This window comes from Bordetella genomosp. 4 (assembly GCF_002261185.1).
Lineage (GTDB): Bacteria > Pseudomonadota > Gammaproteobacteria > Burkholderiales > Burkholderiaceae_B > Bordetella_A.
Genome location: NZ_NEVQ01000015.1, coordinates 39862 through 53079, shown reverse-complemented (window position 1 = coordinate 53079; position 13218 = coordinate 39862). Strand labels below are relative to the sequence as shown.

Here is a 13218-nt window from a genome sequence, read left to right as displayed (position 1 = left end):
GGCCTCTGCATAGACCAGCGCGATAGGCAGCGCAGGGCAGGGCCGTTCATATCCGGTCGTTCATTTTCAATGCTGGACTGACATCCGCCTGAGACAAGGTGGAGGGAGACACTCATGCGTAAATTTCTTCGCCCCATGCTGGCGGCCGCCCTGGCCGTCCTCGCGAGTGCGGCACATGCGGCTTATCCGGAGAAACCCATCACCATGATCGTGCCTTATGCGCCGGGAGGCTCTACCGACGCGCTGGCGCGCATCGTGGCCGAGGCCATGGGCAAAGATCTCGGCACGACCGTCATCGTTGAGAACCTGGGCGGTGTCGGCGGCGTGCCAGGGGTACAAAAGTTCTTGCGCTCGGACAACGATGGCTACACCATCATGTTCAGCAATATGGGTTCGTTTGCGATTGCGCCAACCCTGTATCGCAGTATGAAATTCGACCCCAAGACGGAAATGGAGCCCATAGGCCTGGTTGCAGAGGTACCGATGGTGCTATCGGTCAGCGCGGCCAGCGGCATCAAGAACCTGCCGGATCTGCTCAAGCGGTTGCGCGACCAATCTAAACCCAGCGTGAACCTGGGCAATGGTGGCCCGGGCAGCACGGCGCACATCGGAGCGGAATATTTTCTCTATCTGACGAAGACGAAAGCCCAGATGGTTCCGTATCGTGGCACGGGGCCCGCGTTGGTCGACCTGATGGCCGGCACGGTCGACATGCTGATCGATCAGACCGTCGCGATGATCCCGGCCAGCAAGGGCGGGCGCGTGGTGCCTTTGGCGGTGGCCAGCCCCGAGCGTATTTCGCAAATGCCCGACACACCGACGTTTGCAGAGGGCGGCGTGCCGGAATTCGATATCGCGGTGTGGAATGCCTTGGCCGCGCCGAAAGGCACGCCCAAGGATCGGATGGACAAGCTCGTCAGCGCGCTGAATTATGCGCTGGACGATCCAAAGGTGAAGGCCTCATTGGATTCGTTGGGAGCGTTGGCACCGCAGGGCGAGCGGCGTGGCCCCGCCGAAATGGAGCGTTTGACGAGCAAAGACCTGGACCGCTTTGCTAAATTGATCCACGACGCGAATATTCCTATCAATCCATAGAACGATATCGAGACAAGACATGACGACACCGACAATCGGATTTATTGGCTTGGGCAGCATGGGCAAGCCGATGGCCCAATGCTTGTTGCAGGCGGGATATTCTCTCGCTGTTTATGACACCAATGCGCAAGCTGTCGCTACACTGGCGCAAAATGAACGTGTCAGCGCGTCGGCGACGCCCGCCGATGTGGCCAAACGGGCATCTATCATCATCACGATGCTGCCGACCAGCGCGATTGTGGAGCAAGTGCTCAGGGGCTCGGACGGAGTATTTTCTGTGGTGCAACCCGGCTCCATCATCGTCGAGATGAGTTCGGGGGTGCCAGCCGCGACGCGGGCCTTGGCCCAAGAGGCCCAGGGCCACGGTGCAGCGCTGGTCGATGCGCCCGTATCGGGCGGTGTCAGCCGTGCGAATACTGGCGATCTATCGATCATGTTCGGCGGGACAGATGCGAGCCTGTCCATCGTCGAACCGGTACTGCGTGCCATGGGATCCAGCGTCGTGCGTACGGGCGAAGTGGGCAGCGCGCACGCGATGAAGGCGTTGAACAACCTGGTGTCGGCCGGCGGTTTCTTGATCGGAATCGAGGCAATTCTGATGGGAAAACGGTTTGGCCTGGATACCGAAGTCATGGTGGATGTATTGAATGCCTCGACCGGTATGAACAATTCCACGCAAAAGAAATTCAAGCAGTTCGTTTTATCGGGAAAGTACAATGCCGGTTTTGGGCTGGAGCTGATGGTCAAAGACCTAGGCATCGCTCTGGGATTGGATGAAAACCATACGGCCGAGTTCTCGCAGCTTTGTCTGAAAACGTGGCGCGCCGCCGCTGAGTCGCTAGGAAAGGGAGCCGATCATACCGAGCTCGCCAAGTTCATTGCGCAGCGCTGCGATGTGACTCTGCCATGAAAGACGACTGAGGGGCCCGGCGATAGCGGTCGATAATGAGGCCATGAGTATTCAATTTGAACGTGCCGAAGTCTCGCTGAAGAAACAGGTCATCGATAGTATGCGTAATGCCATTATCGATGGCACGTTTCTGCCCGGCCAGAAACTGGTTGAACGCGAGTTATGCGAGCTATTCGATGTCAGCCGTTCTCTGATGCGCGAGGCCTTGCAGAAATTAGAGGCCGAAGCGCTCATAACCATCGTGCCGCATCGCGGGCCCGCCGTGGCGGAGATCACGCTCGAAGAGGCCAAGTCCATTTATGCCGTGCGCCAGGCCCTGGAGGCGCTGGCTGGCGCAGGTTGCGCGCAGCACGCGTCAGAGCAGGATATCGCTGCATTGGAGGTGAGTTTGCAGCGCGTGGCCGCCTGTCAGGGAAGTGCTGACCAGAAAGCCTTGGTCCAAGCCAAAAATGAGTTTTATCGTGTGTTGCTCAAGGCTTGTGGCAACCCCATCGTCCAGGAAATGCTGACAGGATTGAATAATCGCATTAATTCGCTGCGCCGCTTTTCCATGAGCCAGCCTGGGCGGCTGCCTCATACGGTCAAAGAGTTGGAGGCGATCATCGGCGCTATCCGCAGCCGTGATGCCGAACGGGCATCGAAACTGTGTGCCGAGCATGTCGGTAAAGCTGCGACGATCGCTCTGCGCGTGATGGCCGAGCAAAAGCAGCAGGTTTCATCAGCATAGACCTAGCCTTTTGAAGCATCCAGGCGGAGGGGGCTGCCGTCGGCCCTGGGCGGGCTGTATTTGTTAATGTAAATAAAAAACATTATCATGTTCGATCTTATCGATCCTCTGTTATGTCAGCCCGCCGATCTCGCCCGCAAGGTTTTCTCGCCTATTACGAAGAACTGCTCGCGGTCTGGACCCGGAAATTGGGATGCCGGGAGGCGGCGCGGGATCTTGCGCATGACGCCTTGGTAAAGTGCCTGGAGACAAGCTCTGCAGAGGTGGCGCAGCCTCGGGCGTATCTGCACCAGGCAGCGCGCAACGCCGCCGTCGATGCCTTTCGACGAGATCGCGCCAAGGAATGGGTGCCGCTTGATACCATAGCGGCCTATGCCGATCCTCTACACGACCCCGTCTCTCAGGCCCGCGCCAGCCAGCTCGGCCGTGCTCTGGAAGCCGCCCTGCAGGAATTGCCGCTCAAGTGCCGCCAGGTATTCGTCTGGCAGCGTGTGGAGGGCCTGACGCAGGCCGAGATCGCTCAGCGCCTGGGGTTAAGCAAAAACATGATCGAGAAATACATGATTCGTACTGCCTTGCATTTACGAGAGCGATTGGGGGCCTATGCGCCGGATTGAGTGTCCGCTCGTGATAGAGGTTTTGCTGTGAGCGCCGCCGTCGGATCCGATCCTATTCGTGCCCAGGCGGCCCAGTGGTTTGCGCGCGCCCATTCAGGCGAGTGGGACGATACGGCGCAGGCCGAGCGGGATGCGTGGCTGGCAGCCGATCCACGCCATGCATATGAGTATCGCGTCTTGGAGTCCATCTGGCAGGCAGCGGCCGACATACCGCAGGAGCGCCTGCAAGCATTGGCCACGGTGCGGCCGAGGCGGTTTGGCGTCAATCGACGCCAGGCTATTGCGGCGTTCTGTACGGGCGTACTTGTGCTCGGGCTGGCGATCTGGCATTGGCCTCGCGGCGTGATCGAGATGGAATACCGCACCGCTTTGGGCGAGCGGCAAACCGTGACCTTGTCGGACGGCTCTGTGGTGGAGTTGAACAGCGGCAGCCATATTCAGGTGCGATTTGATGAAACGACGCGGCGAGTGAAGTTGCTGGCCGGCCAGGCGTTGTTCTCGGTGGAAAAGGACGCCAAGCATCCGTTTCTAGTTGACGCAGGCATAGGCACGGCCTTGGTCACGGGAACGCGGTTCGACGTGCGCCGTGATAGCGATCAATTGTCGGTGGTGGTCGAGTCGGGTTCGGTCAATGTCGAGGGGCGCGATGATACTGAGCCTGTTGCCGTGGTGGCGGGTAATGCCGTTCGCATAGGCGCCAATGGCCGTGCCGAGTCGCCGCAGCACGTCGACGTGGCGACGGAATTGTCGTGGCGCAAGGGACAGATCGTGTTTCGTGAGACAGACTTGGCCAGCGCGGCACGCGAGGTTTCGCGTTATCGTCAGCAGCCCGTCGTCCTGGCCGGACAACCATCATTGGGAAAGCTGCAGGTCAGCGGCGTTTTCCGGACGGATGATACGGACGCGTTCCTCGCGGCCTTGCCGCATTTTCTGCCGGTGCAGGTGCGTCAACTGGCTGACGGCCGCCGGGAAATCGTTTCCGCAGCGGCTGTTACAAAATAACCGCTCCGGCGATTCAGGTTTTTTTCTGGAGTTTCGTCTTCTCCCTGATTGAGACAGGCGGCGTGGTTGCCGCCGTCAAATAGCATTGGAGTCGACACGGTGAAGCGAAGGAAAGTGGGGAGCGGGGCGCGGGTACGTCCATACCTGGGGCCTGTGGGAGTGGCATTGATGCTGAGTCTGGGGGCTGTCAATGTCCAGTCACAGCCGGCGCCGGTCGAGATCAATATGCCTGCTCAATCGCTGGATCAGGCGTTGCGGGATCTGGCCCAAACGCACGGCCTGCAGATTTTCTATACCCCGCAAACGGTGGCTGGTTTGAATGCGCCGGCAGTCTCGGGGCGCATGTCGCCGCAGCAGGCGCTGGACGCGTTGCTCAAGGGGACTTCCTTGCACGCCCGCAAGGAGGGCGCAGCGATCATTGTCGAGCGCGACACAGCGGCCGACGCTGCAACGGCAACCGATCCGGCGGTCATGGCGCCGATTGAAGTGTCAGCTTCGCGTACGTCGAGCAATCTGGTGAGCCCGGTGCAGCAGACGATTGTGCTGGAGCACGACGCTTTGCAAGAGCTGCGTACGGGATCGGGCAATCTGGCAACGGTGTTGGCAAAGGCCGTGCCTGGCATGGCGGATTCGAGCCGTACGATCACCGATTACGGGCAGACGCTGCGCGGCCGCGGCGTGCTGGTGTTGGTCGATGGTATTCCGCTCAATACGAATCGGGACTCCTCGCGGAATTTGGCCAATATCGACCCGGCTACGATCGAGAGCGTCGAGGTATTACGAGGAAGCAGTTCCATCTACGGCGCCGGTGCGACAGGCGGGATTGTGTCGATTACGACTCGCCCGGCTGGCGGCGAGTTTGTCGCGGAAACGACGCTGACCGGCGTGAGTCCGCTGACGCGTTTGCATGCCGATGGACTGGGTGGGCAGCTGCAGCAGCATTTCGCGGGCAGTGAAGGGATATTGGATTATTCCTTCGACCTGGGCGCGCGTCACAATGGAGCGTCGTACGACGCTCACGGCCGGCGCATTGCACCCGAGCCCAGCCAAGGCGATCTGTTTGATTCCAATATTTATAGCGTCGGCGGCAAGCTGGGATTGCGCATCGACGAGAACCAGCGTGTGCAGCTGTCCGCCAGCTACTACAACGCAGACCAGGACTCTGACTACACCTCTGATCCATCGGTAGCACGGCTCCCGCCGGGCACTGCACGGGCACTGCCCATGAGCGGTCTGGAGCTCGTCGATCAGAATCAGATCCGCAATACGCTGGTGAACCTGGAATACCAGCATCTGAATCTGCTGGGCAGCAAAGTCACGGGGCAAATGTATTACCGCGACTACTTTACGCGTTTCACGCCATTCGACGCTCGTGCAGTGGTCACCCGCGGAAATCAGGTCGATCAGGTCACGCAAAACTCCAAGGTGCTGGGCGGACGTCTGACGGTCGATACGCCGTTGGGAGATCAGTCCAAAGTGCTGTGGGGCGCGGATTTTAATCAAGAACGCAGTGATATGCCGCTGGATATTTTCGATGCGGCGGCGTATGACGCCAGCGGTGGCAGGGTCTTTCGCAAGACCGGCCAGTTGACCTATATGCCCGAATTGACCACGCGCAGCACGGGCGTGTTCGCGCAGTTGGAGCATCGTTTCAATGAGCGATGGTCAGCTCAGGGCGGAATACGTTATGAATATGCGACCGCAAAGTTCGACGATTTTGTGCCCCTGTCTCAGTTGCGTGTGCCGTCGCCTGCGACAGTGGATGGTGGGTCAGTCAGCTATGACGCGTTTCTATTTAACGCGGGGTTGGCCTATGCACCTGTAAAGGGGCAGGAGTTCTATGCCAATTTCAGCCAGGGATTCCAACTGCCTGATATCGGCGTGCAGATGCGCAATGCGCGGCCGGGATTCGATATCGAATCGTCGGACCTGCAGCCGGTCAAGACCAATAACTACGAGTTGGGATGGCGCGGCGGTATAGGCAGCAATACCTCGGCCTCGTTGGCGGTGTTCTACACCACCTCAAAACTTGGGGACGCGCAGAGTTTCAACAATGGCCTGATCCTCACGCGTACGAAAGAGCGCATCTACGGTATCGAGGGAACAGTCGACTACCTCACGGATGACGAGAAATGGGGCGCAGGCGGAACCTTTACCTGGATGAAAGGCCGCGAGCAGCCCGAAAATGGGGATTGGCAGGACATGACGGGTTTTCGTATTCCTCCGATCAAGCTCACCGCGTATTTACAGTACCGCCCCACTGAACGATGGAGCACCCGGGTCCAAGCGAACTACTTTGGCGCCGAGGACTATCGTCTGGATGGAAAAGAGGGCTTTGGGCGCCGTGACGTGAGCAGCTATTTCACGGTCGACCTGATGAGCCGGTATGAGTTCACGCCCAAGGACACTTTGATCGTCGGCGTGGAAAACCTGTTCAATCGCGATTACTACCCGCTCTATAGCCAACTGATGCGCAGCAGTACGAACACCAGCCGTTTGCCGGCGTCGGGGGCGTTGTTGACGCTGACGTATCAGCATCGTTGGTGATACGAGTTCAATGCCCGAACCGTTCCGCATCCAGCATGTTTGGATCGGGACGGTCCAGTGCATTCAGTGCAGCCACCTCATCGTCTGATAGCTGAAAATCAAAAACATTCAGGTTCTGTGCCTGTCGCGCCGGGTCGGAAGATTTGGGCGCCGGCACAAATCCGTGCTGGATATGCCAACGCAACACGATCTGAGCCGGCGTGCGGCCGTGACGTTTTGCCACGGCGGCAATCGCCGGGTCGGCCAGCATGTCCCCGCCGCGGCCAATGGGGCTCCATGTTTCCGTGACAATGCCGTGGGTTTGATGCAGCGCGACGATGTCACTGCGCAGATGATACGGGTCCAGTTGAATCTGATTCACATGCGGTGCCAAACCCTGGTCCAGCAGACGCTGTAAATGCGGGACGGTGAAGTTGGACGTCCCGATGGCGCGTACCAGGCCTATTTCCAACAGTCGGGTCAGCCCTTCGAAAGCCTCGACATAACGGTCCTGTTTGGGATTGGGCCAGTGGATCAACAGCAGATCGATATAGTCCAGGCCCAGGCGTTTCAAACTGGCCTCGCAGGCCTGTCGGGGGCCTTCGATGCTATGCCATTCGCGATTGAATTTGGTCGTGACGAATATTTGATCGCGCGTAATACCGGATGCGCGGATGCCTGCGCCTACGCCGGTTTCATTGCGATAGTTCTCTGCAGTGTCGATGAGCCGATAACCCATCTGCAAAGCGCTGGCAACTGCACGCGTTGCCTCGGCATCGTCCATGGGCCATGTGCCCAACCCTAATTGCGGCATGGCTACGCCGTTGCGCAATGCTATGGTCGGGGCGATGTTGTTGCTCATGGGCGGCTCCTATGACGAATGCTCTTGCCATGATACGACGAGTGGCCTGAACACGAAATGACACGCGTGTGATCTGGCGTAGGCAAAGACGCGATAGCGGCGAGCAAGGGCGTGGCATGTTCAACGCCTGATGTCCGGTCTCAACGCCTTTGAGTTGCGGGTCCGGCTTACCGTATTCAGCTCTTATTGATCAAACTGACGCCCGCAATCACAGGCGTGCCTGTCTGCGGGTCTTGCATCAAGGTGCAGCGTACGCCGTAAAGAGTTTCGACCAGCTCGGGCGTCACGATGTGTGCGGGCGGACCTTGGTCCACGATCTTGCCTTGCTTCATCGCCACGATGTGATCGGCGTAACGGCAGGCGCTGGACAGATCGTGGACCACCATGACGACCGTCTTGCCGACGTGCGCCAATTGGCGGATCAGTTCAAAAACCTCGATCTGGTGCCCGAGGTCCAGCGCAGAGGTCGGCTCATCGAGCAACAGCAAGGGGGTGTCCTGCGCGATCGCCATCGCGATCCAGGCGCGTTGGCGCTGGCCGCCGGACATGGATTCCAGGGGGCGATCGGCCAAGTCGTTCAGGTCGGCTACGTCGAGCGCAGCCTGGACGACGGCCTGGTCCTGATCGCTCCATTGGCGCAGCAAACCCTGGTGGGGCTGGCGGCCAAAACGAATCAGTTCCGATACCGTCAGTCCATCAGGGGCGCTTGCGTCCTGGGGCAAGAGCGCCAACAAGCGTGCGACCTCGCGGCTGGGCAATGTGTTGATGGCTTTGCCGTTGAGCAATACTGCGCCGCCCAGCGGTTTCTGCAAACGCGATAGCCCCGCCAGCAAGGTCGATTTGCCGCAGCCGTTCGGGCCCACGATGGCCGTGACCTGGCCTGTGGGCAAATTCAGGTCCAGCGAGTCAATAATGAGCCGTTGGCCGTAGCCCATGCGCAAGGCTTGCGTGGCCAAGGTCGCGCGGGTGTCGGCGGATGCATAAAGCAGGGGGGAAATCGGGGCGGTCATAGTCGAATCACGGGCGTTTTTGCGCCGATTGGCGCAGGATGATCCACAGCAGGTATGGCCCGCCGATGATGGCCAGGATGATGCCTACGGGCAGTTCGAGCGGGGCCAGTATCGTGCGGCCTATCCAGTCGGCAAAGACGGTCAGGATGGCGCCGGCCAGTGCCGAGTTCAGAACAGGCACGCCATGTTGTCCGCCGAGATAGCGGGCGGCCTCGGGCGCGATGAGCGACACCAGGCCCACCGGGCCGCAGACGGCGACGGCCAAGGCGGTCAAGCAGACGGTCACGATGAGGGTGGCGATGCGCATGGCCTGCAGACGTACGCCCAGGCCGATGGCCACGCTGTCTGTGAACCGCATGGCGGCCAGGCCGCGCGTCAGCATCAGGCTGAGGAATAACAGAACAGGCAGGCTGTAGCCCAGGAGATGGACGGTGGCAGTCGGGCGCGCGTTCAGACTGCCTACGGTCCAGGGATAGGCGGCATTGGCGGCGTCGATGGCGGCGCGAGCGAGCATCAGATTTGTCAGGGCGCCAAACAGCGCGCCTACCGCGATACCCACCACGATGAAGCGATAGCCGCGTGCGCCTGCGCCCGACGCCAGTATGAAGGTCATGGCCGCAGCCGTGGCCGCGCCGGACAGCGCCAGCGTTGATGGGGCCAAGCTGCTGGCTACTCCCACGATCGACGCCACGGCAAAGGCCGTTGCGCCGTTGTCGATTCCGACGATGCCCGGCGTAGCCAGCCGGTTGCGGGCGAGCGTCTGCATTAGGCAGCCTGCGGCGCCCAAGGCTGCGCCGCTGAAGAGGCCCGCCAGAATACGCGGCACGCGCAACTCCATGACCAGCAGGCGTTGCATGGGCGTGCCGCCGCCCAGCAGCGTGGCAAAGGTTTCGCTCAACGCCAGGGGCTTGGGGCCTCCTGCACTGAGACAGAACACGCATACGAATGCCAACAGCAGCGACAGCAGCAGAAATACCCAGGTACTGCGCTGGTGCAACAACAGCGACAAGCCGCCCGCACGCAGCACGATATAGCCATGAGGGTGGTGAAGAGAAGCAGAGTTAGACATCGGCAATCACAAGCTAGGCAGCCGATGGCCACGCACTACTGCAATCAAAATCGGTGCGCCTATGAACGCAGTCAGTACGCCTACGGGCAGCTCGTACGGACGCACTGCTATGCGGGACACAATGTCGGCCAGCAGCAGCACACAGGGTCCGAGCAAGACGCATAGCCCGAGGAGTTTGCGGATATCCGTGCCGACCAGGCGGCGTGCGATGTAGGGCACGATCAGCCCCAGAAAAGCGATCGGGCCCGCCGCGGCATTGGCGGTGCCGACCAGTAAGGCGACCGACAACAGCGTTGCCAGCCGTACTGCGTGCGGGTGGTGGCCCAGGCCCTTGGCGACGTGCTCGCCCAACGCCAGCGCGGCCAGTGGGCGAATCAACGGCAACGCAATCAATAGGCCCAGGATCAGCCCCGGTAGTGTCCAGGCGAAAGTTTCGAGCGGACGTCCTGCTACGCCGCCGACGACCCAGAACCGGATCTCGTCAGCAGTGCGTTGATCGGAGAGCAGGATCATGCTGCTGCCCGCCTGCAGCAGGCCGGTAAAGGCGGCACCTGCCAGCACCAGACGAATAGGGTCATCGCCGACACCGCGCATGCGCATGACGATCATGACCAGCATGCAGCCGGCCATCGCACCGATAAAGGCGGCAGAGAGATAAGTAGCAGCCGCTGACGCGCCCAACAGGATCGCCAACACCACTGCGAACGACGAGCCCGCGCTGACGCCTAATAAGCCCGGTTCGGCCAATGGGTTGCGGGTCACGGCTTGCATGAGCAGGCCGGCGACTCCCAGCGACACGCCCACCAGTAACGCCAGTTCGGTGCGTGTCCACCGCAGTTCCAGTATGGTGAAGCGCGCATTGTCGGTCCCGCCTCCCAGCAACGCATGCAGGCTATCGACAGGACCTACATCGCCGGCGCCCACTAATAAGCTCAGCAGGCATAACAGCACCAGGCACAGCGCGCTAAGGCCCAGCGCCTTTAGCGGCATCGTAGATTTTGTCGCGGTCATCAGTTCGCCACTACTTCGTCGTTACTTCGCCAGCGATTTCTCCACATCGTCGAGAACGCGTTGCGCGGCGAAGTAACCCGAACTGCTGCTCCAGATCTGGCCGTCGACGCTGACGACGTGCTGGTCCTGGGCAGCTTTCAGGCGAGTAAAGGCGGGTTGATTGCGAGCTTCTTCGACAGCTTTTTTACCGTCGGGATTCAGCGTGGCCAGAAAGATCCAGTCGGCGTCGGCTTTATTCAGATTTTCCAGGCTGAGGATATCGCTGTGCGGGCGTTGCGTCAGGCTTTCAGCCAAGGCATTTTGTTTCAAGCCCAGTTTGCTCAACAAGGAGCCCACAAACAGGTGGCTCGACATCATCTGGGGGCCTTGAGGATTCCAGCGCAGGACGGATACAGTCGTGTCAGCAGGGATACGTTTGCGCAGATCGGCGATGCGCGTGTCGACTTCGGCAATGCGCTTTTCTGCTTCGTCGGATTTGTTGACGGCCTTGGCGTAGAGCCGCAGCGTGTCTTCCCATGGGTCGAAGGAACTGCCCGGAGGCACGACCGTCGGGGCGATCAGACTGAGCTTGTCGTACATCTCTTTGGTCAGGCCGGTGGCAGACAGTATCAGGTCGGGCTGCTGGGCCAGGATGGCTTCCAGATTGGGCTCGCGCACGGTGCCCACCAGCGGTAATTGGCCGGTCTTGTCTTTCAAGTAATTCGGAATGTCTGTGCCGCCGCGGCTCGCCAGTGCGCCGACGGGTTTGATGCCCAGAGCAGCCGTGGCGTCCAGTGCGTTTTCGCCCAGCGTGACAACACGGGTCGGTGTGCCCTCGATCTTGACGTCCCCAAATGCGGTTTGCACGGTTTGTTCGGCGGCCAGGGCCTGCGTAGTGAGGGCCAGACTGGCGATCAGGGCTGCAGCAATAGCGGGCAGGGCGCGAACGGGGGATAAAACGGCAAAACGCATGAGGTTCCTTCGGGTATAGCGGCACAAACGAGCCTGGTCATGACGTAACTGAGGCAGCCGCCTCTACGACTGATCAGGAATAAGTCTTATTTCCCGAGTTTACCTTCATTTACATCGAGCTGAATTGCAGGCGGCGGCCGCAAATATTGCATTCGATTACGCAGGCGGCGAAATAGGGGCTCGCGGGGTACAGAAATAAAGGTATTTATGCACCGATATGGTGCGTTTGCGTGTGAGTTAGCACAGGAGCGGTGCGCACGATTCATGTATGCCCGGCAAAGAGGCCGAGCGGTTTGCGGTGGGGCGGCTGATATCCCGAGAGGGCAGCTCGGTGCCAGGCCAATATGGCACGGATTTTGCGTGACGGTATACAAGCCTGGATTCCCAATGAGTCCGCCCCTAGTTTGCTGTTATTGGAGTTCCTCATGAGTAAAGCTTGTTCCGCTACCCTGTTAGCCAGTGCCAGCCGCCGCCGTGTGTTGCGTTCCAGCGCCGCGTTGTTTGGCGTACTGGCCGCGCCTGCGCTGGTACGAGCTCAGACCGCGCCCAAAATTCGCATCGGCTTTTGGCCGGTCGCATCAGGGCTGCCGTTTTACGCCGCACTGGAGAAAGGCTATTTCAAAGAGGCGGGCTTGGATGTAGAGGGACAGAAGTTCGCTGGGGCCCAGCAAGTCATGGAAGCCATGCTGGCCGGCCGCTGCGACGGCAGCTCCAACGGTACCGGGTCCGCCAATCTGGGAATTGGCGAGATTGCGCAGCCCGGCCTGTTCAAAATTTTCTGCACCAATCCCACTAACGTCAAAGACGTATTGGATGAATTCATCGTCGCCAAGGACAGCCCCTATAAAACCGTGGCGGATTTCAAGGGAAAGCGGATTGCGTGCGGCCCCGGAATTCAGAACATGACGCTGGCCAAGACGATGCTCGAACGCGCGGGCGCCACGGGCGCGTCAGTCATTGAGTTGCCTATCGGTCAGCACGTCGCTGCGGTCGCGGCGGGCCAGGTAGAGGGGTGCTATACGCTGGAGCCCACCGGTACGGTAGGGCGGCTCAATGGCACGACTCGCGTGCTGGAGGCAGGCGTCGTGTCGCACTACATTCTAGGAGACCCCATGGCGCCTTGGCATGGCGGCTCGGCCAGCCTGACCAGCGAATTCCTGAAAAAGAATCCGGAAGCCGCGACCAAGTTCATCGCAGCCTATCGCCGTGGCATCGACCTCGTGCGCAATCAGCCTGATGAGGCTCGGCAGTATATGAAAGGCTACACCGCGATCGAAGGCGCTTTGACCAAGGAAGTTCCTCTGGCGGCCTACGTCATGTACGACGAATTCAAGCCCAGCGACGTGGAGTATTTCCAGAAGTACTTCGATCTGTTTACCGAGAAACAGATCTTCGCGCGCAAGATCGATGTCGCTGGATTGATTTACAAGGCCTGACC

General features: G+C 60.0%; 12 protein-coding genes. 7 read left to right on the top strand and 5 right to left on the bottom strand.

Annotated features, from left to right (window positions below; genetic code table 11):
• Positions 1–114 precede the first annotated feature (114 nt).
• The 6 genes from CAL20_RS16600 (at position 115) to CAL20_RS16575 (ending at position 6898) form a co-directional block, all read left to right on the top strand.
• Positions 115–1095 carry a Bug family tripartite tricarboxylate transporter substrate binding protein gene (locus tag CAL20_RS16600; protein WP_094820815.1) on the top strand — a complete coding sequence of 327 codons (981 nt, stop codon included), beginning with the start codon at positions 115–117 and terminating at the stop codon, positions 1093–1095.
• Positions 1076–2005, top strand: coding sequence for an NAD(P)-dependent oxidoreductase (locus CAL20_RS16595; protein ID WP_306431397.1), 930 nt, complete (start codon positions 1076–1078; stop codon positions 2003–2005). Before CAL20_RS16600 ends, CAL20_RS16595 begins: the two co-directional genes overlap by 20 nt.
• 43 nt (positions 2006–2048) lie before the next feature.
• Positions 2049–2732 (top strand): GntR family transcriptional regulator, encoded by a 684-nt coding sequence (locus CAL20_RS16590; RefSeq protein ID WP_094820817.1) that lies wholly within the window; start codon positions 2049–2051, stop codon positions 2730–2732.
• A gap of 113 nt (positions 2733–2845) precedes the next feature.
• Complete coding sequence (locus tag CAL20_RS16585; RefSeq protein WP_094820818.1) at positions 2846–3349, top strand: sigma-70 family RNA polymerase sigma factor; 504 nt, start codon at positions 2846–2848, stop codon at positions 3347–3349.
• Between the two features lie 27 nt (positions 3350–3376).
• Entirely contained in the window at positions 3377–4351 is a 975-nt protein-coding gene (locus CAL20_RS16580) for a FecR family protein (RefSeq protein ID WP_094838425.1), read from the top strand.
• A 168-nt stretch (positions 4352–4519) separates the two neighbouring features.
• Entirely contained in the window at positions 4520–6898 is a 2379-nt protein-coding gene (locus CAL20_RS16575) for a TonB-dependent siderophore receptor (RefSeq protein ID WP_094838424.1), read from the top strand.
• Between the two features lie 7 nt (positions 6899–6905).
• Here the strand turns inward: CAL20_RS16575 and CAL20_RS16570 are convergent, their stop codons facing one another.
• The 5 genes from CAL20_RS16570 to CAL20_RS16550 form a co-directional block, all read right to left on the bottom strand.
• Complete coding sequence (locus CAL20_RS16570; RefSeq protein ID WP_094838423.1) at positions 6906–7739, bottom strand: aldo/keto reductase; 834 nt, start codon at positions 7737–7739, stop codon at positions 6906–6908.
• A 176-nt stretch (positions 7740–7915) separates the two neighbouring features.
• Complete coding sequence (locus CAL20_RS16565) at positions 7916–8749, bottom strand: ABC transporter ATP-binding protein (protein ID WP_094838422.1); 834 nt, start codon at positions 8747–8749, stop codon at positions 7916–7918.
• Positions 8750–8756: 7 nt separating this feature from the next.
• The gene (locus CAL20_RS16560) at positions 8757–9818 is read right to left on the bottom strand and encodes a FecCD family ABC transporter permease (protein WP_094838421.1); all 1062 of its coding nucleotides are present in this window, start codon (positions 9816–9818) and stop codon (positions 8757–8759) included.
• A 6-nt stretch (positions 9819–9824) separates the two neighbouring features.
• Positions 9825–10829, bottom strand: coding sequence for a FecCD family ABC transporter permease (locus CAL20_RS16555; protein WP_094820824.1), 1005 nt, complete (start codon positions 10827–10829; stop codon positions 9825–9827).
• A gap of 21 nt (positions 10830–10850) precedes the next feature.
• Complete coding sequence (locus CAL20_RS16550) at positions 10851–11780, bottom strand: ABC transporter substrate-binding protein (protein ID WP_094820825.1); 930 nt, start codon at positions 11778–11780, stop codon at positions 10851–10853.
• 425 nt (positions 11781–12205) lie between these two features.
• Between CAL20_RS16550 and CAL20_RS16545 the strand changes: the two genes are divergently transcribed.
• Positions 12206–13216, top strand: coding sequence for an ABC transporter substrate-binding protein (locus CAL20_RS16545; protein WP_094820826.1), 1011 nt, complete (start codon positions 12206–12208; stop codon positions 13214–13216).
• Positions 13217–13218: the final 2 nt, after the last annotated feature.

What these genes read in the sequence shown, in the direction of transcription:
- CAL20_RS16600 (WP_094820815.1), top strand. Translation starts at nt 115, where the DNA reads ATGCGTAAATTTCTTCGCCCCATGCTGGCGGCCGCCCTGGCCGTCCTC.
- CAL20_RS16590 (WP_094820817.1), top strand. Translation starts at nt 2,049, where the DNA reads ATGAGTATTCAATTTGAACGTGCCGAAGTCTCGCTGAAGAAACAGGTC.
- CAL20_RS16585 (WP_094820818.1), top strand. Translation starts at nt 2,846, where the DNA reads ATGTCAGCCCGCCGATCTCGCCCGCAAGGTTTTCTCGCCTATTACGAA.
- CAL20_RS16575 (WP_094838424.1), top strand. Translation starts at nt 4,520, where the DNA reads ATGCTGAGTCTGGGGGCTGTCAATGTCCAGTCACAGCCGGCGCCGGTC.
- CAL20_RS16570 (WP_094838423.1), bottom strand. Translation starts at nt 7,739, where the DNA reads ATGAGCAACAACATCGCCCCGACCATAGCATTGCGCAACGGCGTAGCC.
- CAL20_RS16565 (WP_094838422.1), bottom strand. Translation starts at nt 8,749, where the DNA reads ATGACCGCCCCGATTTCCCCCCTGCTTTATGCATCCGCCGACACCCGC.
- CAL20_RS16560 (WP_094838421.1), bottom strand. Translation starts at nt 9,818, where the DNA reads ATGTCTAACTCTGCTTCTCTTCACCACCCTCATGGCTATATCGTGCTG.
- CAL20_RS16555 (WP_094820824.1), bottom strand. Translation starts at nt 10,829, where the DNA reads ATGACCGCGACAAAATCTACGATGCCGCTAAAGGCGCTGGGCCTTAGC.
- CAL20_RS16550 (WP_094820825.1), bottom strand. Translation starts at nt 11,780, where the DNA reads ATGCGTTTTGCCGTTTTATCCCCCGTTCGCGCCCTGCCCGCTATTGCT.
- CAL20_RS16545 (WP_094820826.1), top strand. Translation starts at nt 12,206, where the DNA reads ATGAGTAAAGCTTGTTCCGCTACCCTGTTAGCCAGTGCCAGCCGCCGC.